The organism is Bradyrhizobium sp. CB1717, from assembly GCF_029714325.1.
Taxonomy (GTDB): Bacteria; Pseudomonadota; Alphaproteobacteria; order Rhizobiales; family Xanthobacteraceae; genus Bradyrhizobium.
The window spans coordinates 1,206,412-1,233,296 of sequence record NZ_CP121666.1; the positions used below are offsets into that span (position 1 = coordinate 1,206,412).

25 protein-coding genes are annotated in these 26,885 nt (G+C 64.8%); 11 read left to right on the forward strand and 14 right to left on the reverse strand.

What is annotated here, in order from left to right; all coding sequences use genetic code 11:
- The first annotated feature begins 4 nt into the window (after window positions 1-4).
- A complete protein-coding gene (locus tag QA649_RS05725) occupies window positions 5-787 on the forward strand; it encodes a sulfite exporter TauE/SafE family protein (protein WP_283023330.1) in 783 nt (260 codons plus the stop codon).
- On the opposite strand, the gene QA649_RS05730 is transcribed toward QA649_RS05725, so the two are convergent.
- The 4 genes from QA649_RS05730 to QA649_RS05745 form a co-directional block, all read right to left on the reverse strand.
- On the reverse strand, window positions 788-2,407 hold the full coding sequence (locus QA649_RS05730) for an ABC transporter ATP-binding protein (RefSeq protein ID WP_283023331.1): 1,620 nt from the start codon (window positions 2,405-2,407) through the stop codon (window positions 788-790).
- Window positions 2,408-2,409: 2 nt separating this feature from the next.
- Window positions 2,410-3,249, reverse strand: coding sequence for an ABC transporter permease (locus QA649_RS05735; protein ID WP_283023332.1), 840 nt, complete (start codon window positions 3,247-3,249; stop codon window positions 2,410-2,412).
- The gene (locus QA649_RS05740) at window positions 3,246-4,217 is read right to left on the reverse strand and encodes an ABC transporter permease (protein ID WP_283023333.1); all 972 of its coding nucleotides are present in this window, start codon (window positions 4,215-4,217) and stop codon (window positions 3,246-3,248) included. Before QA649_RS05740 ends, QA649_RS05735 begins: the two co-directional genes overlap by 4 nt.
- Window positions 4,218-4,423: 206 nt before the next feature.
- Entirely contained in the window at window positions 4,424-5,974 is a 1,551-nt protein-coding gene (locus tag QA649_RS05745; RefSeq protein WP_283023334.1) for an ABC transporter substrate-binding protein, read from the reverse strand.
- A 216-nt stretch (window positions 5,975-6,190) separates the two neighbouring features.
- On the opposite strand from QA649_RS05745, the gene QA649_RS05750 reads away from it, so the two are divergent.
- From QA649_RS05750 to irr, 4 genes are all read left to right on the forward strand, one after another.
- The gene (locus QA649_RS05750; protein ID WP_283023335.1) at window positions 6,191-6,829 is read left to right on the forward strand and encodes a TetR/AcrR family transcriptional regulator; all 639 of its coding nucleotides are present in this window, start codon (window positions 6,191-6,193) and stop codon (window positions 6,827-6,829) included.
- Between the two features lie 253 nt (window positions 6,830-7,082).
- Window positions 7,083-7,745 (forward strand): DUF3313 domain-containing protein, encoded by a 663-nt coding sequence (locus tag QA649_RS05755; RefSeq protein ID WP_283023336.1) that lies wholly within the window; start codon window positions 7,083-7,085, stop codon window positions 7,743-7,745.
- 34 nt (window positions 7,746-7,779) lie between these two features.
- Window positions 7,780-8,349, forward strand: coding sequence for a DUF2147 domain-containing protein (locus QA649_RS05760; RefSeq protein ID WP_283023337.1), 570 nt, complete (start codon window positions 7,780-7,782; stop codon window positions 8,347-8,349).
- A gap of 271 nt (window positions 8,350-8,620) precedes the next feature.
- A complete protein-coding gene (gene irr / locus QA649_RS05765; protein WP_283023339.1) occupies window positions 8,621-9,100 on the forward strand; it encodes a Fur family transcriptional regulator Irr in 480 nt (159 codons plus the stop codon).
- Between the two features lie 205 nt (window positions 9,101-9,305).
- On the opposite strand, the gene QA649_RS05770 is transcribed toward irr, so the two are convergent.
- Window positions 9,306-10,853, reverse strand: coding sequence for a winged helix-turn-helix domain-containing tetratricopeptide repeat protein (locus QA649_RS05770; RefSeq protein ID WP_283023340.1), 1,548 nt, complete (start codon window positions 10,851-10,853; stop codon window positions 9,306-9,308).
- 133 nt (window positions 10,854-10,986) lie between these two features.
- On the opposite strand from QA649_RS05770, the gene mddA reads away from it, so the two are divergent.
- Window positions 10,987-11,775 (forward strand): methanethiol S-methyltransferase, encoded by a 789-nt coding sequence (mddA, locus tag QA649_RS05775; RefSeq protein WP_283023341.1) that lies wholly within the window; start codon window positions 10,987-10,989, stop codon window positions 11,773-11,775.
- An 87-nt stretch (window positions 11,776-11,862) separates the two neighbouring features.
- Entirely contained in the window at window positions 11,863-12,285 is a 423-nt protein-coding gene (locus QA649_RS05780; RefSeq protein WP_283023342.1) for a GFA family protein, read from the forward strand.
- Between the two features lie 183 nt (window positions 12,286-12,468).
- Here the strand turns inward: QA649_RS05780 and QA649_RS05785 are convergent, their stop codons facing one another.
- Both QA649_RS05785 and QA649_RS05790 read right to left on the reverse strand, forming a co-directional pair.
- A complete protein-coding gene (locus QA649_RS05785) occupies window positions 12,469-14,028 on the reverse strand; it encodes a winged helix-turn-helix domain-containing protein (protein WP_283023343.1) in 1,560 nt (519 codons plus the stop codon).
- A 209-nt stretch (window positions 14,029-14,237) separates the two neighbouring features.
- Window positions 14,238-14,645 (reverse strand): BA14K family protein, encoded by a 408-nt coding sequence (locus tag QA649_RS05790; RefSeq protein ID WP_283023344.1) that lies wholly within the window; start codon window positions 14,643-14,645, stop codon window positions 14,238-14,240.
- 346 nt (window positions 14,646-14,991) lie between these two features.
- Between QA649_RS05790 and pcaB the strand changes: the two genes are divergently transcribed.
- Together pcaB and QA649_RS05800 are read left to right on the forward strand one after the other, a co-directional pair.
- The gene (pcaB, locus tag QA649_RS05795) at window positions 14,992-16,353 is read left to right on the forward strand and encodes a 3-carboxy-cis,cis-muconate cycloisomerase (protein WP_283023345.1); all 1,362 of its coding nucleotides are present in this window, start codon (window positions 14,992-14,994) and stop codon (window positions 16,351-16,353) included.
- A gap of 113 nt (window positions 16,354-16,466) precedes the next feature.
- Entirely contained in the window at window positions 16,467-17,723 is a 1,257-nt protein-coding gene (locus QA649_RS05800; RefSeq protein WP_283023346.1) for an aminopeptidase, read from the forward strand.
- Between the two features lie 152 nt (window positions 17,724-17,875).
- Here the strand turns inward: QA649_RS05800 and QA649_RS05805 are convergent, their stop codons facing one another.
- Complete coding sequence (locus QA649_RS05805; RefSeq protein ID WP_283023347.1) at window positions 17,876-18,430, reverse strand: hypothetical protein; 555 nt, start codon at window positions 18,428-18,430, stop codon at window positions 17,876-17,878.
- Window positions 18,431-18,666: 236 nt separating this feature from the next.
- On the opposite strand from QA649_RS05805, the gene QA649_RS05810 reads away from it, so the two are divergent.
- Window positions 18,667-19,122, forward strand: a complete 456-nt coding sequence (locus QA649_RS05810) for a cupin domain-containing protein (RefSeq protein WP_283023348.1) — start codon at window positions 18,667-18,669, stop codon at window positions 19,120-19,122.
- Window positions 19,123-19,305: 183 nt separating this feature from the next.
- On the opposite strand, the gene QA649_RS05815 is transcribed toward QA649_RS05810, so the two are convergent.
- The 4 genes from QA649_RS05815 to QA649_RS05830 form a co-directional block, all read right to left on the reverse strand.
- Window positions 19,306-20,358 (reverse strand): amidohydrolase family protein, encoded by a 1,053-nt coding sequence (locus QA649_RS05815; protein WP_283023349.1) that lies wholly within the window; start codon window positions 20,356-20,358, stop codon window positions 19,306-19,308.
- Window positions 20,359-20,627: 269 nt separating this feature from the next.
- Window positions 20,628-21,149 (reverse strand): hypothetical protein, encoded by a 522-nt coding sequence (locus QA649_RS05820; RefSeq protein ID WP_283023350.1) that lies wholly within the window; start codon window positions 21,147-21,149, stop codon window positions 20,628-20,630.
- A 74-nt stretch (window positions 21,150-21,223) separates the two neighbouring features.
- On the reverse strand, window positions 21,224-22,168 hold the full coding sequence (locus QA649_RS05825; RefSeq protein WP_283023351.1) for an EamA family transporter: 945 nt from the start codon (window positions 22,166-22,168) through the stop codon (window positions 21,224-21,226).
- Between the two features lie 70 nt (window positions 22,169-22,238).
- A complete protein-coding gene (locus tag QA649_RS05830; protein WP_283025974.1) occupies window positions 22,239-23,051 on the reverse strand; it encodes an MBL fold metallo-hydrolase in 813 nt (270 codons plus the stop codon).
- Between the two features lie 145 nt (window positions 23,052-23,196).
- On the opposite strand from QA649_RS05830, the gene QA649_RS05835 reads away from it, so the two are divergent.
- Entirely contained in the window at window positions 23,197-24,363 is a 1,167-nt protein-coding gene (locus QA649_RS05835; protein ID WP_283023352.1) for an acyltransferase, read from the forward strand.
- 38 nt (window positions 24,364-24,401) lie between these two features.
- Here the strand turns inward: QA649_RS05835 and QA649_RS05840 are convergent, their stop codons facing one another.
- On the reverse strand, window positions 24,402-25,928 hold the full coding sequence (locus tag QA649_RS05840; protein WP_283023353.1) for a permease: 1,527 nt from the start codon (window positions 25,926-25,928) through the stop codon (window positions 24,402-24,404).
- The gene (locus QA649_RS05845) at window positions 25,925-26,674 is read right to left on the reverse strand and encodes an ABC transporter ATP-binding protein (protein ID WP_283023354.1); all 750 of its coding nucleotides are present in this window, start codon (window positions 26,672-26,674) and stop codon (window positions 25,925-25,927) included. The genes QA649_RS05840 and QA649_RS05845 overlap by 4 nt, the downstream gene beginning before the upstream one ends.
- Between the last annotated feature and the right edge of the window lie 211 nt (window positions 26,675-26,885).

The following is a 26,885-nucleotide window of genomic DNA, read 5'->3' on the forward strand; positions in this document are numbered from 1 at the left end:
CACAATGCTGCTGTCGCTGACCCAAGGCACGCTCGGCCTCGCTTCCGGCTCGTTGGTCGGATTCTCGTTGGGGCTGGTTGGGGGCGGCGGCTCAATTCTGGCCGTGCCGCTCCTCGTCTATCTGGTCGGGGTGTCGGATCCGCACGTCGCGATCGGCACCAGTGCGATCGCCGTCGCGGCGAATGCCGCCGCGAACCTCGCCAACCACGCCCGTGCCGGCAACGTAAAGTGGCGCTGCGCCTCCGTATTCGCACTCGCGGGCGTGGCTGGCGCCTTCCTCGGCTCCACCCTCGGCAAGATCGTCGAGGGCCAGAAGCTGCTGGCGTTGTTCGCCATCGTCATGATGGTCGTGGGCGCGCTGATGCTGAAGGGCCGCTCCGGCGTCGGCGAGCCGTCGGTCCGGCTCAACCGGGGGAACCTGCCGAAGCTCCTCGCCTTGGGGCTTGTCACGGGAGCCTTGTCCGGCTTCTTCGGGATCGGTGGCGGCTTTCTGATTGTGCCGGCACTCATCGCTGCCACCGGCATGCCGATCCTTTACGCGGTCGGCTCCTCTCTCGTGGCGGTGACCGCCTTTGGGCTGACGACGGCGGCCAACTACGCCCTGTCCGGCCTCGTCGATTGGTATCTTGCCGCGTTGTTTATCACCGGCGGCGTTCTCGGCGGGCTCTTTGGCGCCCGCTCGGCCAGCTCGCTCGCCGAGCGCAAAGGTGCGTTGAACACTGTGTTCGCGGCGCTCATATTCGCGGTGGCGATCTATACGCTGGCCCGCAATCTCTGCCTCGCGTGATCAGGCCGCCGGCGCGCGCTCCTTCCGTCCCGGCACGGCCGCCAGCAGCTCACGCGTATAGGCATGTTCGGGCGCGGCGAAGAGCTGTGCCGTCGGCTTCAACTCGACGATGGCGCCGCGCTGCATCACCGCGATGCGGTCGCAGATCTGCGCCGCGACGCGTAAGTCATGGGTGATGAACAGCATCGACAGACCAAGGCGCGCCTTGAGGTCTTCCAGCAGCTTCAACACTTGCGCCTGCACGGAGACGTCGAGCGCGGACACGGCTTCGTCGGCGACGATGATCTCGGGCTCGAGCGCGAGCGCGCGGGCAATGCCGATGCGCTGGCGCTGGCCGCCGGAGAATTCGTGCGGATAGCGTTCGAGTGCGCCGGCATCGAGGCCCACCATCTTCAAGAGATCGCGGGCGCGATCGAACGCCACCTTCGGATCGGTACCGGCCGCGATCGGGCCGTCGGCGATGATGTGGCCGACCTTGCGGCGCGGATTGAGCGAGGCGAACGGATCCTGGAAGATCATCTGGATACGATGACGCTCGGCGCGTAGCGCCTTGCCCGAGAGCGAGGTGAGATCAGTCTCGCCGATCCGCACGGTGCCGCGGTCGGCCTCGATCAGCCGCATCACGAGGCGCGCCACCGACGACTTGCCGGAGCCGGATTCGCCGACGAGGCCGAGCGTCTCGCCCTTGAGGATGTTGAAGTTGACCGCGCGCGCGGCATCGACGCGGCGATCCTCGCGGAACCAGCCGCCCGAGGTGACATAGGTCTTGTCCAGCCCGATCACCTCGACGGTCCTCGCCTCGTCGTCGAGGGGGCTGCGCGCCGGCGGATCCATCGACGGCACGGCGGCGAGCAGCGCCTTGGTGTAGTCGTGCTGCGGCTCGCTGAAGACGGCAGCGGCCGGACCTTCCTCGACGACCTTGCCGTGGCGGAGCACCACGACCTGGTCGGCGATGTCGGCGACCACGCCGAAATCATGGGTGATGAACATCACCGCCATGTTGCGGTTGCGCTGCAGGTTGCGGATCAGTTTCAGGATCTGCGCCTGCGTGGTGACGTCGAGCGCGGTGGTCGGCTCATCCGCGACCAGCACCGCGGGCTCGAGCGCGAGCGCCATCGCGATCATGGCGCGCTGGCGCTGGCCGCCGGAGAGCTGGTGCGGATAGGCGCGCACGATGCGCTCGGGGTCGGGCAGGCCGACCTCGCGCGCCAGCGCCAGCGCTCTTGCGCGCCGCTCTTTCGGCGTCAGCAAGCCATGCGCCTCGAACATCTCCGCCATCTGGTCGCCGATCCGCATCAAGGGATTGAGTGCGGTCATCGGCTCCTGAAAGATCATTGCGAGCCGGCGGCCGCGCAAATCGCGCCAGCCGTCGTCGTCGAGCTTAAGCAGGTCGCGGCCCTCGAACTGGATCTCGCCTGATGTGACCGAGACCGTGTCCGGCAACAGGCCCATCAGCGCATGGGCACACATCGACTTGCCCGAGCCAGATTCTCCGACGACGCAGACGATCTTGCCGGGCCACAGGTCCAGCGAGACGCCGTCGACGGCGAAGGGACGCTCGGCGCCCTTGGGCAGCGCGATCCTGAGGTTCTTGATCGAGACGGCGGGCGGGGCGGTCATCGTCAGCGCCCCTCCCGCGACAGGCGCGGATTGAGCGCATCGTTGAGGCCTTCGCCGATCAGGTTCAGGCCGAGCACCGAGATCAGGATGGCGACGCCGGGAAATACGGTGATCCACCAGGCCTGGCGGATCACGGTGCGGCCGGCGCCGACCATGTAGCCCCAGGAGATCAGGTTGGGATCGCCCAGCCCAAGGAACGCCAGCGAGGATTCCAGCAGGATCGCGGTCGCGACCATCAGCGAGGCCAGCACGATCACCGGCGACAGCGCGTTGGGCAGGATCTCGCGCAGGATGATCCAGCTGTGCGACTGCCCGGTCACGACGGCGGCCTGGACATATTCGCGCGTGCGCAGCGACAGCACTTCGCCGCGGACGAGGCGGGCGACCGGCGGCCAGCTCACCACCGCGATCGAGGCCACGATCGAATAGATCGAAGGCTGCAGGATCGCGACCAGCACGATGGCGAGCGCAAAACTCGGAATGGTCTGGAAGAATTCGGTGAAGCGCATCAGGGCGTCGTCGACCTTTCCGCCGAAATAGCCGGCCATGGCGCCGATCGGCACCCCGACGAGCAGCGCAACCAGGGTGGAGACGAGACCGACCAGTAGCGAGACGCGGGCGCCGAAGATCATGCCGGCGAACACGTCGCGGCCGAGTGCGTCGGTGCCGAGCGGCACAGCCGAGAGCGTGAAAGGCGGCAGGAACGGCCGCTGCACCATGCGCCAGGGCGAGTTCGGGAACAGCATCGGCCCGAACACCGCGACCGAGATCGCGAGCAGAAGGATGATGAGGCCGATGACGCCGCTGGGGCTCCTCAGCATCGATTTCCAGAACTGTTTCATGTGGCGTATTCGATGCGCGGATCGACCAGGCGATAGACGAGGTCGGTGATGAGGTTGAAGATGAGGACCATGGCCGAGCAGATCACGAAGACGCCAAGCAGCAAATTGTAGTCCCGCTGCAGCAGCGCGTCGTACATCAGCCGCCCGATGCCGGGCCAGGCGAACACGGTCTCGGTGATGACGGCACCGCCGATCAGCGTGCCGGAATGCACGCCGGCAAGCGTCACGACCGGCAGCAGCGCATTGCGCAGCACGTGGCGGCGCTGGATCACGGCGTCGGAGAGGCCCTTGGCGCGCGCCGTCTTGACGAAGTCGAGCCGCTTCACCTCCAGCATCGAGGCGCGGGTCATGCGGGTGTAGGTCGCCATGAAGAACAGGCCGAGCGTCATCGCCGGCATGATCAGGTGCTTTGCGACGTCGACCGCGTGGGCAAGACCGGTCAGGTTGGCGCCGACCGTCTCGTAACCGAAGCTCGGCAGCCAATCCATGGTGACGGAGAACAGCAGGATGCCCATCAGCGCCACCCAGAAGATCGGCATGGCATAGAAGATCAGCGCGAAGACGGTGATGGCGGTGTCGAGGAACGTTCCGGCAAAGCGCGCCGCGAATGTGCCGAACAGGATGCCGAGCGTCAGCGAGATCGCGAAGGCGGTCAGCGTCAGCAGCAGCGTCGCCGGCAGCCGCTCGCCGATCAGCTTGGCGACCGGCGCCTGCTGGCGGAAGGAGAAGCCGAGGTCGAGGGTGGCGACGCCCTTGACGTAGATGAAGAGCTGCTCGGGCAGCGGCTTGTCGAGGCCGAACTTCTCCCGGAGCTGCTTGACGAAGACCTGGTCGCTGGCGCCGGCCTCGCCCGCCATCACGATCGCGGGGTCGCCGGGCGCAAGCCGGATCAGGAAGAAATTGAGGACGACGATCGCGAGCAGGACGATCACGCCCTTCACGACACGCTGAGCAACGAAGGAGAGCATCTAGTGAGTCATATTGGTGATGTGACCTGGCGCCACGGAGACGGAGTGACTCCCTCGCCCCGCTTGCGGGGAGAGGGTTGAGGTGAGGGGGACTCTCCGCGAGCGTATCAGCAGTTGGACTCGTGGAGACTCCCCCTCACCCGAATGTGCGCTATGCGCACATTCGACCTCTCCCCGCAGGCGGGGAGAGGTGAAGAAGGAAGGGCTCACTTGTCGAGCCATGCGTCCTTGAAGCCGTCATTAACCCCGATCCCCGTGGTGATCAGGTTCTTGACCTTGCAGCGCGTGATGGTCGGGAATTGCAGCTCCAGCATCCAGGCCACCGGCACGTCCTCGACCAGGATCTTCTGCGCCTTGTCGTAGATCTCCTTGCGCTTGGAATCCGGGGTCGCCGTCGCGCCGTCGGCGAACAGCTTGTCGATCTCCGGGTTGGAGTAGCCCTCGACGTTGTTGAAGACCTGCCCCTTGGCGATGTTGCTGGAGATATAATTGCGGCCGACGCCGAGCGCGGGATCGCCATACTGGTAGAGATAGGTGAAGGCGATGTCGTAGTCCCAATCGCCGATCTTCTGGTTGCCGCCGGCAACGTCGGTGGCGATGGTCTCGATGTTCATGCCGACGTCCTGGAGGTTCTGCTTCACCGCTTCACCCCAGCGCTGCCAGGTCTCGCCATAGGCGAGCGGCAACAGGCGGATCTTCTCGCCCTTGTAGCCGGCTTCCTTCAGCAGCGCCTTGGCCTTGGCCGGATCGTACGGATATTTCTTCACGTCGTCGGTGTAGAACCTGATGGTCGAGGCGGACGGGCCGGTCGCCACCTTGCCGAGTCCGTTCCAGATCACGTCCTTGGCGAAATCGCGGTCGATCGCGTACATGACTGCCTGCCGCACCCGCTTGTCGGCGAGCGGACCCTGGCGGTTGTTCAGCCACAGCCAGGCCAGCGGCGAGAAGAACTCCCAGCCGGCGCCGGTGACGCAGGTGTCCTTCAGCTTGGACAGCCGCGGCACGTCGAAATTCTCGACCGAGCCGCCGGGCAGGACGTCGATCTTGCCGGTCTCATACGCCACCGAGCGCGCGGCGGCGTCGGGAATGATCTGCCAGTAGATCTCGTCGAGATAGGGCTTGCCCTTTTCGTGGTAGTTCGGGTTCTTGACCAGGCGAATGAACGAGCCCTTCTGCCACTCCTTGAACATGAAGGGGCCGGTGCCGACGGGTGCGTTGTTGTAGGGGTTGGTCTTCCAGTCGGTGCCTTCGTAGAGATGTTTCGGCACCATCGGCATCGAGCCGACCTCGAAGATGCCGAGGAACGGGCCGAACGGCTGCTTCAGCGTGAAGACCACCGTATAGTCGTCCGGCGTCTCGATCTTGTCGACCTGCGCCAGATTGGTGCGGGCACGCGCATGCGTCTGCTTCAGCATCTCCATTGAGAACAGGACGTCGGCGGCGGTGAAGGGCTTGCCGTCATGCCAGGTCACGCCCTTCTTGAGCTTGAAGGTGTAGGTCTTGGCGTCCTCGCTGACGCTCCAGCTTTCGGCGAGCTCCGGCAGCGGCTCGAGCTTGGGGCTGTAACGCAGCAGGCCCTCGAAGATGTTGCCCGAGACCATCTGGGTCGGGCCGTTCTGGACCTGCGCAAGCATCAGGCCGGGCGGCTCGGGCTGGATCACGGCATTGATCACGCCTCCCGTTTTCGGCTCTTGCGCCAGCGCCGGAGCCGTGAGGCCGCAAGCGAGGAGGAGACCAAGCAACACGCGTTTTGGCATATCGTATCTTTCTCAAGCGCGGCCGGCCGCAAACGCTTCGCGACGTCCTCGCGCGCAAAGCGACGGCCGGCCCATCCCAGTCCCCATCCGATATCGAGGCTCACACAGTCTCATTCGGCGCCGCAAGATGAAAGTCTCGACAGGGTTCGCACAAAAAATGTACAGCGCGTCCTGTTTTCACTTGATTCATTCTCGTGTCACGGAGACAAGTCCGCCATGGACAATGCCACGCGCTCCGAACGGTCCCGCAACGCTGCGCTCGAAGCGGCCATCGCGATCATCGCGCGTGACGGGCCGGGCCGGCTGACGCTCGATGCGATCGCGCGCGAGAGCGGCCTCAGCAAGGGCGGGGTGATGCACCAGTTCCGCACCAAGGAGGCGGTGCTGAAGGCATTGCTCGAGCGGCAGATGGCGCATTTCGAGGAGTTCTCGACCCGCTACATGGCCAAGGTGAGCGCGACCTCGGCAAATCCCAATCTGGCGACCCAGCTCGCCACGATCAGGGAAGCGGCGAGCTCGCCGAATTCCGCCGCGCTGGCCCTGGTTGCGGCCATGGTTGAAAATCCCAGCCTGATGGCGCTGCCGCGCGAACTCGAGACGAAGCGGATGACGGCGATCAAGGAAGAGGCTGCCGACCCTGATCTCGCGATGCTGCGCTGGGCCGGAGCGCTCGGACTGCTGCTGAGCTCGCTGTTCGGCATGTCGCCACTCAGCAAGGACGAGCACCAGCGGCTGTTCACGCGGCTGCTCGACGACGGGCAGTGGACCGGCCTCGAGCAGCCGGCCACGAAGCGTGTCGCAAAATCCGGAGCGGCATCGACCGCAAAGGCTGCAACCCCGCGCAAGCGCGCCTGATTCACCGTTAACCAATCCCAACCGGTCGCTGCCCAAATCCGCGCCTGCGGCCAAATGCGTCAGATCGCCGTTTTGCGACTTTACAAACCAACTGGTCGGTTTTATAAGCGGACGCGCTGAGACGGCCCAGGGCATCCGAAAAGGCCCCGGACGATGCCTTGGGCCGGCGATGGTGAGCGCCGCAGCCGTGTCTGGTCCCAAGCGCGGCTGCGGTCGTCATTGCCCTCAAAAGAAGCCGCAAGAGGAGTCTGGAATGGATCGCTCGATCGCCCTGCGCGGTCTGCGAACGCTGGTGCTTTGCGTCACCTCGGCCGGCTGCGCCTCGGTCGCGCCCGTGCCCTATTCGGAGATGGCGTCCTCGGCCTACATGGCCCCGGACAAGTCGGACACCTCCGGCCGCGTGCCCTACCGCTATTCCACGCCGGTCGATTGGCGCTCATATAATAAAGTGATCCTCGATCCCGTCGTGGTCTATCGCGGCAGGGATCACCAGTTCGGCGACATGTCCGACAAGGACAAGGCGACGCTCGCCGCCTACATGCAGAACTGTTTCGCCGACCGGCTGCGCAGCCGCTTCGCGCTGGTGCGCGAGCGCGGGCCGAATACGCTGCGCATCAGGCTGACGCTGACCGGCGCCGTCACCAACACGCCGGTGCTTGGTACGCTCTCCCGCTTCGACATGGCCGGCGCGGTCTACAACGGCGTGCAGGCGGCACGCGACGGCGAAGGCCTGTTGACCGGCTCGGTCATCTACGGCGTCGAGATCTTCGATGCTTCGACCTCGCGCCTGCTCTCGGCCTACGTCACCAAGCAATACCCCGGCGCCTACGACATCAAGGCCAGCGTCGGCGCGCTCGCGGCCGCCACCGCCGGCCTCGACAAGGGCGCCGCCGCGCTGATGGCGCAACTGAACTGACGCGCGCCACCCCCGCTCAACGAAAGGCATGCAGATGAACCTTCTCCTTCGCTTCGTGTTGCGCGTCGCGATCACCGTCGTCATGATGATCATCGGCGGTCGCGCCGGCGCCGCCGCCCCGACCGATCCCAGCGGGACATGGCTCGTCGAGGATGGCCGCGCCCGCATCCGCCTCGAGCGCTGCGGTCCGGCGCGTGACCGCATCTGCGGCTTCATCGTCTGGATGAAAGAGCCGGCCGACAAGCGCGGCCAGCCCTATCGCGACAAGGAAAACCCCGACCCCGACAAGCGCGCCCGCACGCTGCTCGGCCATCAGCTCATCATGGGCCTGCAGGCGACGCCCGAGGGACGGTTTGCCGGCGACATCTACAATGCCGAGGACGGCAAGTTCTACTCGGTCTCGCTCTGGCGCGAATCCGTCGATCGTTTGAAGCTGAAAGGCTGTCTCATCAAATTCCTGTGCCAGACCCAGACCTGGCAGCAGACCCTCGACGTGCTGCCTGGCCAGCTCGTCGGCCTGACCGGCGATCTCAACGGCCCGCGCGCCGACAAGGAATGGGCGGCGGTGCCGGCCCCGAAGCCGATCCAGGTGAAAGCGAAGTAGTGGGGAAGCGACACTACGGCAGCACCGCGGCCGATGACAGGGCAGGAGCTGCTCCCCCAAACTCCGTCATTGCGAGCACAGCGAAGCAATCCAGAATCTTTCCGCGGGAAGATTCTGGATTGCTTCGTCGCAAGGGCTCCTCGCAATGACGGTGTGGAGGCAGCCGGAGCCAAATTTGATCCGGATCAAAGCCAAATCGCCGCTTCTGCGATCCAATAGCAACTGGGATCGCGTGTTGCGCGTCCTGGTTCTTGCAGACGTGAGACGATCGATGGACATTCAGGCCACGAATATTCCTGCGTGCGACGACAGCGGCCCCGATGTCGCCGGACCGGAGGTCGATGAGGGCCTGCAGCACTGTCTGCAATTGCTCGTCGATGCCGGTCTGCGGCCGACCCGCCAGCGCCTTGCGCTCGGCCAGTTGCTGTTCCTGCGCGGCCACCGTCACGTCACCGCGGAGAGCCTTTATGAAGAGGCGATGGCGGCGAACACCTATCTGTCGCTCGCGACCGTCTACAACACCCTGAACCAGTTCACGGAAGCCGGCCTGTTGCGCCGGATCGCGGCCGACGGCATCAAGTCGTTCTTCGATACCGATACATCGGTGCATCCGCACTTCTATCTCGAAGGCGAGGATGTGCTGGTCGATGTCGCCGACGGCCTCGCCTTCACCAGGATGCCCGAGGCGCTTCCCGGCCACGAGATCGCGCGGCTCGACGTCATCGTCCATCTGCGCCGGAAGAGCGTGTAGCGCCGCCGCGCTCTTACCTCCGCTCTTACCCTCCCCTGGAGGGGGAGGGTCGATCGCGCGCAGCGCGAGCGGGGTGGGGTGATCTCTCAACACGGGCAGCAGTCGATGTGGAGAGACCGTCACCCCACCCCGTCTCTCATCTTCGCTCCGCTCAGATGTGAGCCGACCCTCCCCCTCCAGGGGAGGGTAAGAGCCGCGTCGCGCCTCACCGCAACCCCGCTCGTCTGAATCCCTCCAGATAGTGCTCGCGATCGGCGTCGCTGGCCCACGGCAGTTTCGTCGCGATCCAGTGCAGCGAGATGCCCGGCTGGGTGCGGCGGAGCTCGTCGAGTGCCATCTCTGCGAGCGCGCTGTCGCCGGTCATGCCGGCCGAAACGGCGAGAACGCGGTAGGCGCCGGTGAGGTCGCCGCGGTGGCGGATCGCTTCGCGCGCAAGCGCGATGGCTTCGTCATATTGCCGCTCGGTGAAACGCGCATAGCCCGCGATGCCGTGATAGATCGCCAGCGACGGATCGCGCGGTGAGAGCCGGATCGCCGTCTGCGCCGCCGCAAAGGCGTCCTTGGACCGTCCGGCATAGGACAGCGCCAGCGCGTGGTAGCCTTGTGCCAGCGAGAAGTTCGGATTGAGCGCGAGGGCCTGCTCGAACTCGGACAGCGCGTCCGCAAGCCTGCGGGTGGAGAAGTAGACGCTGCCGAGCGCGGCGTGCGCCCAGGCATCCTCATGGTCGCAGCGCACCGCTTTGAGCGCGGCGGTTTCCGCGGCCGGGGCAACCGCGGTCAGCTCGGCCCAGCCGAGATGCACGCCGAACATGTCATTCACGGCCAGCACCGACAGCGCCTGGCCGTAGTTCGGATCGATCGCGATCGCGCGCTCGAGCAGCGTCTTCGCGGCCTCGTGATCCTGCCGGGTCACGCGCCAGTAATGCGACAGCGCGCGCATCAACAGGTCCCAGGCGTCCAGGCTCGCGGGCGGCTTGCGATGGCTGCGAAAATTCTCCGCGGCGTGGATCTGCGGCTCGATCGCCGCGACGATCGCGTTGGTGATCTCGTCCTGCACGGCGAAGACGTCGACGAGCTCGCGGTCGTAGCGCTCGGCCCAGAGATGGCTGCCTGACGTGGCGTCGTTGAGCTGCGCGGTGATGCGCACCCGGTTGTCTGCCTTGCGCACGCTGCCCTCGACGATGTAGCGGACACCGAGCTCCTCGGCGATCTGCCTGATGTGGACCGCGCGACCCTTGTAGGTGAAGGACGAGTTGCGCGCGATCACCATGAACCAGCGCTGCCTCGACAGCGCCGTGAGAATGTCCTCGCTGATTCCGTCGCCAAAATAGTCCTGTGCGGGATCGCCGCTCATGTTCTCGAAGGCAAGCACCGCGATCGCCGGGCGGTCCGTCACGGCGCGCCGGGCTGTGCCGGGTTCAGCTGGCACCGGCGCGGCCGCCACGTCTTCCCTGACGTCGCCGACGAAACGAAAGCCCTTGCGCGGAATGGTCTTGATCAGCCGCTGGGTCGCGCCGTCGTCGCCCAGCGCCTTGCGCGCGGCGTTGATACGGCTGTTCAGGGCGGAATCCGAGACGATGCGGTCGCTCCAGATCTGGCTGATCAGGTCATCCTTGCTGACCACCCGGGCGCGCTCCGCGACCAGGTAAAGCAGGAGATCGAATACCTGCGGCTGCAACGGCACGGCCGCCCCGCCGCAGGTGAGCTCCCGCAGATCGCCGTCCAGCACGTTGTTTTCAAAGCAAAATCGCACGTTTCTGTCGTCTCAAGCAAAAATCAAAGTCGTCTCAGGCGAAAATCAACCCCTCGCGAAAGTCGAGGGACGTCCGATCCGGCATGGTGCGAAGACCAAACAGTGCCGATGCCTCGGCACAACGGAGCGTTCTATGACCCAACTTGATCACCAGGTTCATTCCATCGGCCCGGAGGTTGCGGGCTCGCGCATTTTCAGGTTCATCATCTTTCTGTACGGAATTGCGGCATATCTCGTCTTTTTCGTCACCGTTCTCTACGCCATCGGCTTCGTCATGGGGGTGATGGTGCCGAAGACCATCGACACCGGAGCCGAAGCGCCCGTCGTTCGCGCGGTCATCATCAATCTGCTGCTGATGTCGCTATTTGCGGTTCAACATAGCGTGATGGCGCGTCAACAATTCAAGGCGTGGTGGACGCAGTTCGTCCCCAAGCCGGTCGAGCGCTCGACCTATGTTTTGTTCGCGAGCCTGTCATTGCTCCTCCTGTTCTGGCAGTGGCGTCCGCTGCCCACGGTCATATGGGAGGTCGAGAACCCGGATCTTGCCGTGACCGTGGTCACGCTGTCCTTCGCGGGCTGGGTGCTGGTGTTCACCTCGACCTTCATCATCAACCATTTCGAGTTGTTCGGCCTGTCTCAGGTGACCGATCATCTCGTCGGCAGGGAAGCCGCGCCGCCGCGTTTCAAGACGCCGCTGCTCTACAAGTTCGTTCGCCATCCGATCTATCTCGGTTTCATCATCGCGTTCTGGGCGGCGCCGGTCATGACTGTAGGCCATCTGCTGTTCGCGGCCGTGACCACGATCTACATCTTCGTCGGCATCGCGCTGGAGGAGCGCGACCTCGTCGCTCTCTTCGGCGACGAGTACCGGCAGTACAAACAACGGGTGTCGATGCTTATTCCCTGGCGCAGATCAGTATAGTCTCTGCCTCGCGCCATGCGTCCACCGAAAGGAGGACGCATGGCGCCCCGACACGCGATATCGATCCCTCATCATGGAGACGACCAAATGAAACATGTCGGAAACTGCTTCTGTGGCGCGGTCACGGTCGAGGTCACGGGCGCGCCCGAGGCGATGGGCTATTGCCATTGCCGCTCCTGCCGGTCCTGGTCCGGCGGGCCGGTGAACGCCTTCAGCCTGTGGAAGCCCGAAGCCGTGCGCATCACCGAGGGCGCCCAGCATGTCGAGACCTTCGCCAAGACGCCGCTCAGCCAGCGCAAATATTGCCGGAAGTGCGGCGGCCATCTGATGACCAATCACCCGCCGCTCGACCTCGTCGACGTCTTCACCGCCACCATTCCCACGCTCGCCTTCACGCCCGGCGTCCACGTCAATTACGCCGAGACCGTGCTGCCGATGCGCGACGGCCTGCCCAAGCTGAAGGATTTCCCGGCCGAGTTCGGCGGCAGCGGCGAGATGATGCAGGAGTAGGCTCTTCTTCCCTTCTCCCCTTGTTGTGGGAGAAGGTGGCGCGAAGCGCCGGATGAGGGGTTCTCTCCACTCGTCGGACCGCTCGTGAGGATAGAGACCCCTCACCCGGCTTCGATGCTTCGCATCGAATCCACCCTCTCCCACAACAAGGGGAGAGGGTGCAGCGTCACTGTGGTGAACGCTTCACTTCATCCCCGCGCGCCGCAATCCTTCCAGGTAATGCGCGCGATCTTCCTCCCGCAGCATCGGCAGTTCGCGCGTGATCCAGGCGAGCGAGATGCCGGGCTGGGTGCGGCGCAGGCCTTCCAGCGCGGACGCAGCGAGCCCGGGATCTCCCGACATGCCGGCGGCGGCGGTCAGCACGCGATGGGCGCCGACGAAATCGGCGCGCTGCCGCATCGATTCCCGTGCCATCTGCATGGACTGCTCGTAGTTGCGGCCGATGAACTGGGCATAGGCGGCAACGCCGCAATAGATCGCGGCGAGCGGATCGCGCGGGCTCAGCCGCAGCGCGCGCCGCGCGGCGGCATCGCCGTCCTGCCATCGACCCGCGTAGCACAGCGTCACGCCATAGAAGGCGTGCGCCATCGCGCAGTTCGGATTGAGCCGCAAGGCCAGCTCGAACTCGGCCAGCGCGTCATCGAAGCGGCGGCGGAACAGATAGGTATAGGCGAGGCCGAGATGGGCGAAGGCGTCCTCGCGATCGGCCTCCACCGCCGCGAGCGCCGCGCGTTCGGCGACCGGCACGGTCGCAGCCATGTCGGCCCAGCCCATATGCGCGCCGAAGATGTGACTTGTCGCGAGCAGGCCCAGCGCTTTGCCATAGGCCGGGTCGATCGCGACGGCCTTCTCGAGCAGCCCCTGCGCCGTCGCATTGTCCTCGCGGGTGATGCGCCAGTAATGCGACAGCCCGCGCATCAGGAGACCCCAGGCGTCGAGGCTGCCGGGCGGCTTCTGCTGGGCGCGAAAGCTCTCGGCGGCATAGAGCTGCGGCTCGATCGCGGCGACGATCGCCTCGGTGATCTCGTCCTGCACGGCGAAGATGTCGGCAAGCTCGCGGTCGTAGCGCTCGGCCCAGAGATGGCTGCCGGTCGAGACGTCGTTGAGCTGGGCCGAGACGCGCAGCCGGTCGCCGCTCCGTCGCACACTGCCTTCGACCACATAGCGCACGCCGAGCTCGCGCGCGACCTCGTGGATGTGCACGGCGCGGCCCTTGTAGACGAAGGAGGAGTTGCGCGCGATGACGAAGAACCAGCGCAGCTTCGACAGCGCGGTGATGATGTCCTCGCTGATGCCGTCGGAGAAATAATCCTGCTCGCGGTCGCCGCTCATGTTGGTGAACGGCAGCACGGCGATCGCGGGCCGGTCGGGCAGCGCGAGCACGGCCTGCGGCGCCTGGACGAAACGGCCGATCTCCGGTGCGACCGCGCCGAGCTTGGTCTCGACGTCGCCGACGAAGCGAAATCCCTTGCGCGCGATGGTACGGATCAGCGCCTGATTCGCGCCATTGTCGCCGATCGCCTTGCGGGCCGCGTTGATCCGGCTGGTCAGGGTGGATTCGGAGACGCTGCGCCCGTGCCAGATCTTGTCGATCAGCTCGTCCTTGCTGACCACCCGGTCGCGATTTTCCATGAGATGGACGACGAGATCGAAAACCTGCGGTTCCACGGCAACGGGAACCTGCTCGCGGCTCAGCTCGCGCAGGTCAGTATCGAGAAGATGATCCCGGAATAAAAACTGCACGTCGAAACTCAGATCTCACAGCGGTATCGGCAATAAAAAAATCAAAAGGGATTTCGACTTGAAGTCTGTGAGTCCGCCGAACGGTCTCTCCGGTTCACCACGATCGCGTGATGGCAGCCATGCGATTTTCGAGGAGGAATACAGCCTGAAATGACAATCCGGCCGTTCCGGCCAGATTGTCGGGCTACGAGACTACGAGATCAGAATCATTACGGGCAGGGATGGTGCCTTCCGTCATTGCCGAGATAGGTCCCGGTGCTCGGATTGTAGGATTTGTAGCGCTGCATGCAGTACTGCACGTCGCCTTCCGGCGGCGGTCCATAGGCGGCGGGCGGGGGCGGATAGCCCGGCTCATAATAATAAGGTGAGCCGTAATATTGGGGTGCGGCCACCGCGCCGCCGATGATCGCGCCGGCCGCGAGGCCGCCGACGAACGCGCCGCCGCCCCAACCCCAGCCGCGACGGCCATACCAGCGCACCTGTTCGACCTGCCCCTGGTCCGCGTGCGTCATCGCCAGCGGTTGCCCGATCGGCGCCGCCGACGCGCTCGTCAGTGTCGCCGTCGACAGGCCTGCAAGCAGACAAGCTCCAGCAACGAAGCGAAACGATTTCAACATTGAGGTCTCCTCGTCAGGCGGCGCGAGAGCCGCCGCATGACGAGTGATAGTGCAACTGGGCAAGCGCGCTGAATTAAAGTTTTGACAGGAAGGTGACTCGCGCCGCCGTCATTGCGAGCGCAGCGAAGCAATCCAGAATCTTTCCACGGAGGCAGTCTGGATTGTTTCGTTGCAAGAGCTCCTCGCAATGACGGGGCCGGGACAGCGCGCGACGTAGCTCCGGCGTCGCACCGCATTCCGCTCAGGTGAAGCCGAGAACGTGTGACGAACTGCGAATGTCCATTGCCGAACACTACGACCCGCGTAAGCTACCCACAGACAAAACGAGAGCCACGAAGAAACGCCCATGCCCGCTTTTCACGCCTCGACCACTGTGCTCGATTCCATGTTGTTCCGCGACGCCTTCGGCACGCCCGAGATGCGCGAGGTATTTTCCGACGTCGCGCTGGTCGGCCGTTATGCCGAAGTCGAGGTGGCGCTGGCGAAGGCGGAGGCGGCATGCGGCGTGATCCCGCGGGATGCTGCCGATCAGATCGCGGCGAGGACCAACGTCGCGGCGCTGGACTTCGACCTGCTCAGGCAGGAGACCGACATCGTCGGCTATCCGATCCTTCCCCTGGTGCATCAGATGGTGAAACAGTGCGGCGAGGCCGGGCGCTACGTGCATTGGGGCGCGACTACGCAGGACATCATGGACACCGCCGTGGTGCTGCAACTGCGCGCCGCGCTCGAGATCGTCGAGCGCGACATCGCGGAGCTGCGCAAGATCCTCGCAGACCTCTCGAAGCGCTATCGCGACACGCCGATGGCGGGCCGCACCCATCTGCAGCAGGCGCTGCCGGTCACCTTCGGCTACAAGACCGCGATCTGGCTCGCGATGTTCGACCGCCACGCCGAGCGTCTCGCCCAACTGAAGCCGCGCGTCCTGGTCGGGCAGTTCGCCGGCGCCGCCGGCACGCTGGCCTCGCTCGGCGACAAGGGTTTTGCGGTGCAGGAGGCGCTCTGCGCCGAGCTGAAGCTCGACATTCCCGCCTCGACCTGGCACGTCGCGCGCGACGGCTTTGCCGAGGCCGTCAATTTCCTGGCGCTCGTCACCGGCTCGCTCGGCAAGATCGCGCTCGACATCATGATCATGGCCTCGACCGAGTTCGCCGAGGTCTACGAGCCCTTCGTCAAGGGCCGCGGCGCCTCCTCGACCATGCCGCAGAAGCGCAACCCGATCTCTTCGGAGCTGATGCTTGCGGCGTCCAAGGCGGTGCGCCAGCACGCCGGCCTGATGCTGGACGCGATGGTGCAGGATTTCGAGCGCGCCACCGGTCCCTGGCACGCCGAATGGATGGCGATCCCGGAAAGCTTCGTGCTGACCGCCGGCGCGCTGCACCAGGCCAAGTTCGCGCTCGCAGGCCTCATCGTGGACGAAAGGAAGATGAACGACAATCTCGCCGTCAGCCGCGGCCTGATTGTGGCCGAAGCGGTCATGATGGGCCTCGCGCCGCAAATCGGGCGGCAGGAGGCGCATGACGTGGTCTATGACGCCTGCCGCGAGGCCAACGACAAGGGAATCAGCCTCGCCGACGCGCTATCCGCAGATTCACGGATATCGCGCCGCATCGACCGTGCCACAATCGAGGCGCTCACCTCACCGAAAAATTACCTCGGGCTTGCGCCTGCCATGGTCGATCGGGTGCTGAAATCTTCAACACGTTGAAAACCAAGATGCGTGAAACTGCGTATCTTTCATCTGTCGCAAGGCGCTCGCATACTTGTGTCTCGCGATGCTAGACTTAGATTGAACGAGAGACTTTCGGCAGAGGACCCGGCATGACCGATCAACGCATCACCGCCACTCCCATCGATCCCGCGAAACTCGACCGGCTGGCCGAGGTGGCGGTGAAGGTGGGCCTGGGCTTGCGGCCGGGACAGGATCTGCTGCTGACGGCGCCGGCGATCGCGCTGCCGCTGGTGCGGCGGATCGCCGTGCACGCCTACAAGGCCGGCGCCGGCATCGTCACGCCGATCCTGTCGGACGAGGAGATGACGCTGGCGCGCTACCGCCACGGTCACGACAACAGCTTCGATCGCGCCGCGAGCTGGCTCTACGAGGGCATGGCCAAGGCATTCTCCGACAACACCGCGCGGCTTGCCATCGTCGGCGACAATCCGATGCTGCTGTCGGGCGAGGATCCTTCCAAGGTCGCACGCGCCAGCAAGGCCAATTCGATGGCCTATCAGCCGGCGCTGGAAAAGATCGTCAATTTCGACACCAACTGGAACATCATTGCCTATCCGAGCCCGTCCTGGGCCAGGCAGGTCTTCCCCGGTGATACCGAGGACGTCGCCGTCGGCAAGCTCGCGGATGCGATCTTCGCCGCGTCCCGCGTCGACCGCGAGGACGCCATGGGCAATTGGGCGAGCCACAACGCGGTGCTGCGCGAGCGCACCAACTGGCTCAACGGCCAGCGTTTTCGCGCGCTGCAATATTCGGGGCCGGGCGTCGACCTCACCATCGGGCTCGCCGACGGCCATGAATGGGAAGGCGGCGCCTCGCTGTCCAAGAACGGCATCAGCTGCAATGCCAACATTCCGACCGAAGAGGTCTTCACCACGCCGCATTGCCGCCGCGTCTACGGCCATGTCGTGAGCTCGAAGCCGCTGTCCTACCAGGGCACGCTGATCGACAACATCGCGGTGCGCTTCGAGGACGGCAGGATCGTCGACGCCAAGGCCTCGCGCGGCGCTGAGGTGCTCAACAAGGTGCTCGACACCGACGAGGGCGCGCGCCGGCTCGGCGAAGTCGCGCTGGTGCCGCATTCCTCGCCGATCTCGCAGAGTGGATTGTTGTTCTACAACACGCTGTTCGACGAGAACGCCGCCTCGCACATCGCGCTCGGCCAGTGCTACTCCAAGTGCTTCGTCAACGGCGCCCAGCTCACGCCGCAGCAGATCGCCGCGCAGGGCGGCAACCAGAGCCTGATCCATATCGACTGGATGATCGGCTCGGCCGAGACCGATATCGACGGCATTCTGGCCGACGGCAGCAAGGTCCCGGTGTTCCGCAAGGGCGAGTGGGCGAAGTAGAGCGTCTTGCGGCCATCCTTCGAGACGCCCGCCGCTGGCGGGCTCCTCAGGATGAGGTCTCGTTTCGCGGCGAGCGAGATATTAGACCCTCATGGTGAGGAGCGCCGCCTTACGGCGCGTCTCGAACCATGCAGGCCGAGCACGTCCCCGTCTCACGCCGCCGCGTTGCGCAGCATCGGGTGGTTGTCGATACTGAAACGGTTGAACAGCGTCGTGAACGGGCTGCCGTCGGTGGCCCGCACGATGGCGTCGGAGGCAGCCACCGCCTCGTAGAGCGCGCCGACCGGATCGTCCACTTTAGGCAGGTCGAGACCCTTGCGGATGTCCTCGCGGGCCTCGTTGATCTCGTCCTCGTCGTCCAGTGTCGCCTCCAGCGCATCCGCCGCGCGCCGCATCTCCAGGAGGTCGCCGCCGGCCGAAAATTTCAGGATGTCGAGCCAGTAGGGGCGGGCGACGACGAGCTGGACCAACGCCTCGAAGCTCTCCGCGATGATTCCCGCGCGGCCCTCGGATGACACGTAGAGCACATTCTGCGACGGCAGCAGCACGAACGCGCCGCCGGCGCCGTCACTGCCGATCTGCCGCGGGCTTTCGATGCCGTCGATGGTGAACCAGGGCTCTTCGTCCGGCTTAAGGGAAATATCGAAGTCGCCGATCCGGGCGACCACGTCGCCTTTGGCTGTCAGAACCTCCGGGCTGAGGCGCATCGCGTGGCTCCTTCCTGATACTTCGCGCACTTTGTCGCACCCCGGAAAAGTTGGGTTCATCTGCGCGGATTCGCAGGGAAATTCTGACGTTAACCGTCTCGCAGCTGCAACTTGCAGCTGATTGTCGGGGCCTGCGTAAGAAAGAATTAAAAACCGGCTACTAGCGTTCCAAAATCTTTCGAAACAATCCGGGCCCGAGACCCGGCCATACATATTCATATTTCCTGGGGAAGTAGATGTCGCGCGCATTGATTGAAATCGGTAGTAGCAATGTGGAGCTCGAGCTGCGGCCGATCGAGCCGTCCTGGATCATCGAAGGCAATCCGGTGTCGCGCTCGCGCGTGCTGTCGACCAGCGCCGACGGCACCGCCCAGACGATCATCTGGGCCTGCACCGAAGGGCGCTTCAATTGGTACTACGATATCGATGAGACGATCATGATCATGGAAGGATCGATCGTGCTCGAGAGCGACGGCATGCCGCCGAAGCGCTACGGCCCCGGCGACGTCATCTTCTTCCGCGACGGCGCGCACGCGAAATGGCATGTCGAAGGCCACGTCAGGAAGATCGCCTTCTGCCGCAAGACCAATCCGGTGATGATCGGTTTCCTGATCCGTGTCGTCAACAAGCTCAAGAAGATGCTCGCCTTCAGCGGCGAGCGCCGTCCGGCCTCGTTGATGGGCGCCGGCTAGAGCATGATCCGGAAAAGTGTGCAGCGGTTTTCCGAAAAGATCATGCTCAAACAATAACCTAAAGCGCGATGGCCATTCATCCTGATCCCATCGCGCTTTAGTCATCCGATAACGCTTTCAAGGACGCTTCCCAGCGGCCACGACGAAGAGGGGTCGGGATCAACATCCCGGCCCCTCTTCTCGTCACGATGGCAGATCGAGCCGGTAGAATTCGGTCGCGGTTCGCGAGAACAGTGCCGTCTTCTCGGCCTCGCTCAAGGGTTCGGCGATGCGCTTGAAGGCATTGAAGATCACCTGGTAGCTGCACTGGCCCTTGTCCGGCGGAAAGTTGCTCTCGAACATAGCGCGCTTCACGCCGAACGCCTCGATGCAGGTCTCGACATAGGGCCGCCATGCCGCGGCGAGTTCCTCGGACGACGGCGGCTTCTCACGCAGATGGAAGTCGTAGCCCAGCAGGCACATTGCGAGCCCGCCTAGCTTCACCACCACGTTCTCGCATGTCGCGATCTCTCGGATCGATGCGCGCCATTGCGGAAGCACCTCCTCGCGCCGTCCGGCAAAGCGGCCGATGCCGGCCGGCCCGCCGCAATGGTCGAGCACGATCCTGGTGTCGGGGAAGGCGCGCGCCAGCTCGGTCAGCTCGCCGATCTGCGGATGAAACAGCCAGGCATCGAAGCTGAGGTTCAGCGGGGCAAGGCAGGCAAAGCCCTTGCGGAAGGCCGGGTCCTGCAACAAGCCCCTCGGCCGGTTGGCGTACATGCCGGCGACGACGGGGTCTTCGTCCCACGCCGAGGAATGCCGGATGCCGCGGAAGCGGCCGTTGCCGGCGGCGATCTCGGCTTCCAGCACCGGTTTTGCGGCGTCACCCAGCAGCAGGTTGGCGTGGCTGACGATGCCGGCGCAGATCGCGGCCCTGCCGTAACCACCGCTCGCACTCATCGCCGCGACGCCGTTGGCGAACTCGACTTCGCCGACGGGGCGGAACGCCTCGGGCCCATGTGCGCGATACATCGAGCGGCAGTCGACATAGACCGTGGCGATGACGTTGTGGCCGGAGGCGATGTCGGCGGCCATCTCCTCGATCAGATAGCGGTGCCCGCGATTCCAGAGGTGGTGGTGCGGATCGACGATCGGCCGCAAGGGGTCGATGATCTCTTCGTGATGCAGCGCGAGCCACTCCTCGCGCGGCTCGACGAATAGCCCGCTCGTGTTGGCGGGTACACCGCTAGCGGTCATCGGCGTTCGCTCCCTTTGTATTGTTGTGGCGGGAGCCTAGCAGCTCGTCCCTGCATGCAGCAGCGCGCTTTGCTCAGAACACCATAGCTGCAGCGGAGGAGGTGCGCTCCCTCTCCCGCTTGCGGGGAGGGCCGGGTGGGGGTGTCTCCGCAGAGAGATTCCCAGTGTGGAGAGAGCCCCCACCCGCGCCTTCGGCGCGACCTCCCCGCAAGCGGGAGAGGTTGCAGCAAGTTCGCGGCCCGATCGATTCAATCAATATCCATTTGGCCTTAAGCCCTGCGCCGTTTCGCCTTCACGTCGACCACAAGCCGCCAATCGGTTGCGGTCGCAGGCTTGACCTCGCCGAGCCAGTGGAAGGAATCGTCAGTGATCTCGGTAAAGCTCCAGCGCGTCTTCTCGCCTGCGTCGGTCGTGCCTTCCTGCACGATGTCGTTGCCGCGCGGACGACCGATCTGCTGGCGGAACACGCTGCGGCCGGGATCGAACCAGGAAATCCGCCACGCGGATATGGAGGGGTCGTAGACCCGCAGCGTCGTGCCGTACCAATTGCCGGCGATCGGAAAAGCCGCGCTGCCGACGGGGCGGGGAATGATCCAGACGTCCTGCACTGCGCGGCCCTCCAGAATCCAGCCGAAATGAATTTCGCCGGGCGCGACGTGTTTGGTTCCATCAGGGCCATGGGCCGTGATCTCGGCATCCCAGTCGCCGACGAAGCGGCCGTAAAGCTGGAGCGCAGCGGCGTGCTCCGGGTTCGGTCCATCGGCGTGTAACAGTCGCGCAAAGTCGGTCATGGCAATCTCCTGTCATGGCGAGACCAGCACGGTCGGACCGTCGAGGACTTGGAGAAAATTGCCGTCGGCGATCGTCAGGTCTTGCGCGGGGACAGACGCGCCATGCTCCTGTCGCTCCTCGCGTTCGTCCGCCTGCTCCCAGAGCGTTCCGCCCACCAAATGACGATGACGGAGACAATGACGAAGCTCGCGCCCAGCAGCATCATGCGCGAGAACGGCTCGCCGAGCACGACGGTTCCGAGCATCACTGCGATCACCGGGTTGACGAACGTATAGGTCGATACCAGCGAGGTCGAGACGTTCTCCAACAGCCAGTTGTAGGCGACGAATCCGACCACGCTGCCAGCGATGATTAGCCAAAGCACCGCTGCAAGCGAAGTCGGCGAGACGTCGCCCGGCCTGAAGTTCTCGACCTCGCCCGTCAGCCAGCTGATCGCGAACAGGACGATACCGCCGATCGACAGCTGCATGCCCGACAGCAGGACGGCGGACGTCTCGCCTGACGTGTGTCGGGACAGGACGGTTCCGGCGGACCATGACAAGGCCGCAAGCAACAGCCAGACGACGGGAAGAATGCTGATGCCGGCCTGCTCCACATTTTGCCAGGCCACGAGTCCGACGCCGAAGAAACCCGGCACCAGCGCGAGCAGGGCAAGGGGCCTCGGCCGCTGATCGCCGGGGAACAAGGTATCGATCAGCAGGATCCAGAACGGGATCGTGGCGAGCACGATGGCTGCCACGCCCGAGGGAACCGATTGCTGCGCGAAGGCGAGCACGCCGTGGCAGCCGACAAAGAACAGCAGCCCGCACAGGCACGCCGCCGCCCACGCCTGCAACGACACGTTCGCGACCTGCCGGCCGCTGATCGCCAGCAGAACGATGCCGCCACAGAACGAGCGCAGCGCCATCAGCAGAAACGGCGGGATCGATTTCAGGCCCAATGTGATGGCGAAGTAGGTGGAACCCCATAGCAGATAGATGGCGGCGAACGCGCCGATGACCAGGAACCTTCTGCTCATGATTGCTCCGATCGAAGACGATCTCGAAGCAACCAAGTCGGAGAAGGTTGATGCGTTCCTGCTTCGCGCGTCAGACGCCGTCGAGGATGATCACCGTCGGCGCCGACGGCAGGGCGTCCCGCGACATTCGGAACGAGCGGTCGATGCGCCGGTCGATCTCGAACTGCTGGCCGATCCGGCGCATGAAGTCGTCGAGCGGGGTGGCGAAGCGGTGCATCGGCAGCACCACGGAAGCACGCAGCCGCTTGGTGATCTCGGAGATGCCGTCGAGCGACATGGTGTAGGTGCCGTCGATCGGCACCATCACGATGTCGAGCCGCCCGATCTGGGCGAAATGGCTGTCGTCGAGCTTGTGGTGGAGGTGGCCGAGATGGCCGATGCAGAGGCCGGCGACCTCGAAGATGAAGATCGAGTTGCCGTCGCGGATCATGTCGGTGCCTGCATCGTCGCCGAAATAGCGGCGGATGTCGGTGGTGACGTTGCGGATGAAGGTGTCACCGATGCGCTCGGAGACGATCGCTGGCTTGCCGTCCTCGCCCCAGCCATGCAGCACATGGGGAATGCGCTTGTCCGGAAATAAAGAGTAGTGCGTGCTGTGCGCCCGGTTCATGGTGACGACGTCAGGCAGCCGCCCCACCTGATACGCGCCGCTATAGTCGGTGGCGATGCGCAAGCCGCCGGGCGTGTCGATGAAATAGGTGGAATGGCCGGCATAGGTGATCTGGACTTCGGCGGCCGCCGCCGCCTGCCTGAAGGCGACCGGCATGATCCGCGGCGCGGCATTGGCCATCGCCAGGCATTCGCTGCGCTGGGGCTGCTGGGCGAGGGCGGGTGCCAGCAGCCATCCGAAGAACGCCAAAGCCGTCAGCAATAGTCGAGACATCACCAGTCTGCCCGCCATCCACTCGATCCGGTCAGTTTAGCTTCGAATCGTTCCGGCGTCATGCCGATGCCGCGACCGCATTCTGCATTAAGTATGCAGTCAACCTCTGCTTGTTCCGGCGCGTGGCCTCGCCTACCCGTTTTCGATGGCCTCGGCTGAAACCATCACCCGATATCATGCGCTCGACAGCTGGCGTGGCATTTGTGCCTGCATGGTCGCGCTGTTTCACTTCGACGTGATCAGCCATCTGTCCTTCATGCCGCTCACCAGACATGGCTATTTGTTCGTCGATTTCTTCTTCGTCCTGAGCGGCTTCGTCATCGCGTCGAATTACCGGTCGCGGCTCGCCGAGGGTTTTGGCGCGGGCCGCTTCATCGCCCTGCGGCTTGGGCGGATCTATCCGCTGCATCTCGTGACGTTGCTGCTGTTCATTCCCATTGACGCCGCAAAGGACGGCATCGGCCCGAACCTGCTGCAGGCCGTCGTCACCAACGTTCTTCTTTTGCAGGGCCTCGGCGTCAATCCGCAGAACTGGCTGAACTTCGCGAGCTGGAGCATCAGCGCCGAATTCGCCGCCTACGTGATCTTCGCCGCCGTTGTAGGCCGGATCGGGACGGGGGTCTGGCCCTGGCTGCTCCCGATCGTTGCCGGCCCGGTCGTGCTCGCCACCATCAGCCCCGACGGGATGAACGCGACCTATGACTACGGCATCGTGCGCTGCCTCTATGGCTTCGCACTCGGCGTTGTCTGCTTCGATTTGCGAGAGCGCTTCCCAGTGTTGCGCAGACGCCTGGCGCCGTCCGTCGAGACATGGCTCGAGGCGGGGAGCTTCATGCTCGTCGTGTTCTATGTTTCGGTCGCCGGAAGCAGCGTCATCCTTCAGGTGGCCTCGCCGCTGGTGTTCTCGCTGGTCGTTCTGGTGTTCGCGCGCGAGGCCGGGGCGGTCAGCCGTCGGCTGACTGTGCCATCCATGCTCCTGATCGGGACGCTGACCTATTCGATCTATATGCTGCATCCGCTCGTCAGGGCCGTTGTGCGGGCGATCCTCATGGTCATCGAGCGTCTCAGCCACACGGAGCTGTTCGTCTCCTATGCGTTGAGCGCGGGCCACGAACCGACGAAAGTGGTCTCCGTGAGCGGATCGCTCTGGCTGGGTGATCTCCTGCAAATTGCGATGCTGCTGCTGACCGTGCTGCTGTCGGTCGCAACATATCGCTTCGTGGAAGAGCCAGGGCGCAACTGGGTCAGGCGCCTGACGGATCGGCGGAAGGCCGGCGCGGTACGCAGCGCACAACCGGCCTTCGACACGTGACGCGGCAGTGCCCTCGCGGGCGACCGCACTCCCGCCTTCTAGTTGCGCCTTGGGCTGAACTTCCAGGTGATGGCGACAAGGCCCGCTGTGATCAATCCGCTGATCAGGCCGGCCAGCGGCAGGGCCAGCAGCAGCGCGGCGCTCGCCGCCCAGCCTATCGAGGAGAAGGCTTCGGCAAAGGTCGCAAGCCGCGACGAGGTCTGGCGGCGGCGAAACTGGCTGCGCCGGGCCTGGACGCGGAACCAGAGCTGGATCGCGGTCGCGGACGCCGCGCTGACGATGATCGCTCCGGCACTCACCGCGGCCTGGAACGGCGCGGCGAAGGCCAACGCTGCCACCAGCGGGCAGAAGATGGCGGCGATCGCGATCAGCACCACCTCGATCTTGGCGCGGATGACGCTCGACGGCGTCAGCGGCGCTGTTGCGACGAGGTCAGGCGCGTCCTCGCCTGAGATCGTCAGCCAGGCGAGCCCGCCGGCGAGCTGTCCTGCCGCCATCACGATCACGGGCGTGATCAGTGTCAGCGCCGCCGAGCTCTCGGCAAAATTGCGCCAGAGCAGCAGTGCCGGGGGCACCAGATAGAGCAGCTGCATCAGGGTCTGCGAGATCAGCCAGGGGTCGCGCCAGAGCAGCGAGAATTCCTTGCGCCGCAGCGCCTGTTGCCGCGATCCGCCGCGGAACGCGCGCTGCTTCGCGTTGCGGCGGCCGGACCTGCCGTAAGCGGCGGCGTCGATCGCGGTGTCGGCGAAGCGGCCCGAGAAGATCGCCATGACGCTTCCGAGCAGCACGAGCGCGAGCGCGAGAAGCAGCAGCAGCGCCTCGTTGTCGCCCATCGTCGCGCGCGCCGGCCACCACCAGATGCTGTCGATCTCGGGGGCGTGGGCGGCCATGCTGCCGGAGGTCAGGATGGTGAAGCGTGACAGCGTGCCATAGGACATGATCGCGGCGACCTGAAGCGCGATCACGAAGCCGGCGCCGATGATGGCGGCGAGGATCTGCGCCACGAGGCGCGTCCGCGCCGGGCCGATCAGGCGGAACAACAGGATGGTGACGGCGATCGCGATCGCCGCGGCCGACAGGCCCATGGCGATGACGACGCCGAACGCCGCGAGCCAGCGCGGGCCGCCGCCGATCACGAGAACGTCGATGAAAGGCGTCGAGAACAGCAGCGCCATCGCGGTGACGGTGAGCGCGATCGCGGCGATGCGGACCGAGAACAGATTGGCCAGTGTCGCGGGCGAGGACATGATCAGGTCGAGATCGGCGCGGGCGTAGAACACCCGCGTCACCGACTCGATCGCCTGCGACAGCATCAAGGTCCAGGCGAGAAAGATCGTCGCCGTGATCACGATCAGCGAGGATTTGTCGAGCGGCAGCTGCAGATCGGCGAAGCGGCCGATCACCGCCCAGGCCGGCACGTGCAGCAGTGCCGCAAAGAACAGCAGGCCGATCATTGCGGCGCGCGCCCGCGTGCGCCTTCCGCCGGTCATCATGGCGAACCATTCGCGCCAGGCGAGCCGCAGCTCGTGCCGGGCGAACCAGGACAATGCGGTCGCCGAGCTCATGCTGCTTCCTGCAGCGTCACCAGCGCGATGAAGAGGTCTTCCAGGCTGGTGTCGGCGTGGCCGTTCTGTTGGCGCAGCTCGCCGAGCGTGCCTTCGGCGACGAGACGCCCCGAGGCGATCACGCCGATGCGGTCGGCCATGCGTTCGGCGACCTCGAGGATGTGCGTGGTCATGATGACGGTGCAGCCGGCGCGGACGCGCTCGCCGAGCAGGCCTTTCACATGGCGGGCGGAGACGGCATCCAGCCCCGTCAGCGGCTCGTCGAGAATGATGAGACGGGGATCGTGCACCAGTGCGCCGGCCAACGCCACCTTCTGGCGCATGCCCTTGGAAAAGCCCTCGCAGCGCTCGTACCGGTGCGGCTCGAGCCCGAGCGAGCTGAGCAGCTCCTCGGCGACCGGTTCCGAGATCGACGGTGCGATGCCCCAGAGCCCGGCGACGAATTCGAGATATTCGAGCGGGGTCAGCTTGTCATAGATCATGGGCTCGTCCGAGACCCACGCCATCACCTGCTTGGCGGCGACGGGGTTTTGGAGCGCATCGATGCCGAAGATCGAGACCGCGCCGGCATCGGGCCTGAGCAGGCCGGCAACCATGCGCAAAGTGGTGGTCTTGCCGGCCCCGTTGGGGCCGACCAGGGCGTAGAATTCCCCGGCGTGAATGGTGAGATCGAGGCTGTCGACCGCCAAACGGTCAAAACGCTTCGTTAACCCTCGGACTTCCAGCGCCGAGTTGTCCCGCTTCATGACGGCCATACCATCCGGTTTTGCATCGCGCGCGACCTTGACTTGAAGATGTTTCGGCACCGTGAATCTACGGCCGACAAATTCCGTCATCCGGATTGGACTAAAGGCAAGTCACCTTAACAAGTCACCGTTTGTTGACAGCGCGCGGGCGTTCAGGCTGAATTGGCGCCGGGACAAATGGAGCTAACGCAGCGATACGACTGCGTAGCGA

Bases quoted from the DNA above. Each gene is read 5' to 3' on its own strand.
- QA649_RS05810 (WP_283023348.1), top strand. From the start codon at position 18,667: ATGTCGCGCGCATTGATTGAAATCGGTAGTAGCAATGTGGAGCTCGAG.
- QA649_RS05725 (WP_283023330.1), top strand. From the start codon at position 5: ATGCTGCTGTCGCTGACCCAAGGCACGCTCGGCCTCGCTTCCGGCTCG.
- QA649_RS05730 (WP_283023331.1), bottom strand. From the start codon at position 2,407: ATGACCGCCCCGCCCGCCGTCTCGATCAAGAACCTCAGGATCGCGCTG.
- QA649_RS05760 (WP_283023337.1), top strand. From the start codon at position 7,780: ATGAACCTTCTCCTTCGCTTCGTGTTGCGCGTCGCGATCACCGTCGTC.
- QA649_RS05840 (WP_283023353.1), bottom strand. From the start codon at position 25,928: ATGAGCTCGGCGACCGCATTGTCCTGGTTCGCCCGGCACGAGCTGCGG.
- QA649_RS05735 (WP_283023332.1), bottom strand. From the start codon at position 3,249: ATGAAACAGTTCTGGAAATCGATGCTGAGGAGCCCCAGCGGCGTCATC.
- QA649_RS05805 (WP_283023347.1), bottom strand. From the start codon at position 18,430: ATGCGCCTCAGCCCGGAGGTTCTGACAGCCAAAGGCGACGTGGTCGCC.
- QA649_RS05780 (WP_283023342.1), top strand. From the start codon at position 11,863: ATGAAACATGTCGGAAACTGCTTCTGTGGCGCGGTCACGGTCGAGGTC.
- pcaB (WP_283023345.1), top strand. From the start codon at position 14,992: ATGCCCGCTTTTCACGCCTCGACCACTGTGCTCGATTCCATGTTGTTC.
- QA649_RS05845 (WP_283023354.1), bottom strand. From the start codon at position 26,674: ATGAAGCGGGACAACTCGGCGCTGGAAGTCCGAGGGTTAACGAAGCGT.
- mddA (WP_283023341.1), top strand. From the start codon at position 10,987: ATGACCCAACTTGATCACCAGGTTCATTCCATCGGCCCGGAGGTTGCG.
- QA649_RS05815 (WP_283023349.1), bottom strand. From the start codon at position 20,358: ATGACCGCTAGCGGTGTACCCGCCAACACGAGCGGGCTATTCGTCGAG.
- irr (WP_283023339.1), top strand. From the start codon at position 8,621: ATGGACATTCAGGCCACGAATATTCCTGCGTGCGACGACAGCGGCCCC.
- QA649_RS05745 (WP_283023334.1), bottom strand. From the start codon at position 5,974: ATGCCAAAACGCGTGTTGCTTGGTCTCCTCCTCGCTTGCGGCCTCACG.
- QA649_RS05825 (WP_283023351.1), bottom strand. From the start codon at position 22,168: ATGAGCAGAAGGTTCCTGGTCATCGGCGCGTTCGCCGCCATCTATCTG.
- QA649_RS05800 (WP_283023346.1), top strand. From the start codon at position 16,467: ATGACCGATCAACGCATCACCGCCACTCCCATCGATCCCGCGAAACTC.
- QA649_RS05755 (WP_283023336.1), top strand. From the start codon at position 7,083: ATGGATCGCTCGATCGCCCTGCGCGGTCTGCGAACGCTGGTGCTTTGC.
- QA649_RS05830 (WP_283025974.1), bottom strand. From the start codon at position 23,051: ATGTCTCGACTATTGCTGACGGCTTTGGCGTTCTTCGGATGGCTGCTG.
- QA649_RS05790 (WP_283023344.1), bottom strand. From the start codon at position 14,645: ATGTTGAAATCGTTTCGCTTCGTTGCTGGAGCTTGTCTGCTTGCAGGC.
- QA649_RS05750 (WP_283023335.1), top strand. From the start codon at position 6,191: ATGGACAATGCCACGCGCTCCGAACGGTCCCGCAACGCTGCGCTCGAA.
- QA649_RS05820 (WP_283023350.1), bottom strand. From the start codon at position 21,149: ATGACCGACTTTGCGCGACTGTTACACGCCGATGGACCGAACCCGGAG.
- QA649_RS05740 (WP_283023333.1), bottom strand. From the start codon at position 4,217: ATGCTCTCCTTCGTTGCTCAGCGTGTCGTGAAGGGCGTGATCGTCCTG.
- QA649_RS05835 (WP_283023352.1), top strand. From the start codon at position 23,197: ATGGCCTCGGCTGAAACCATCACCCGATATCATGCGCTCGACAGCTGG.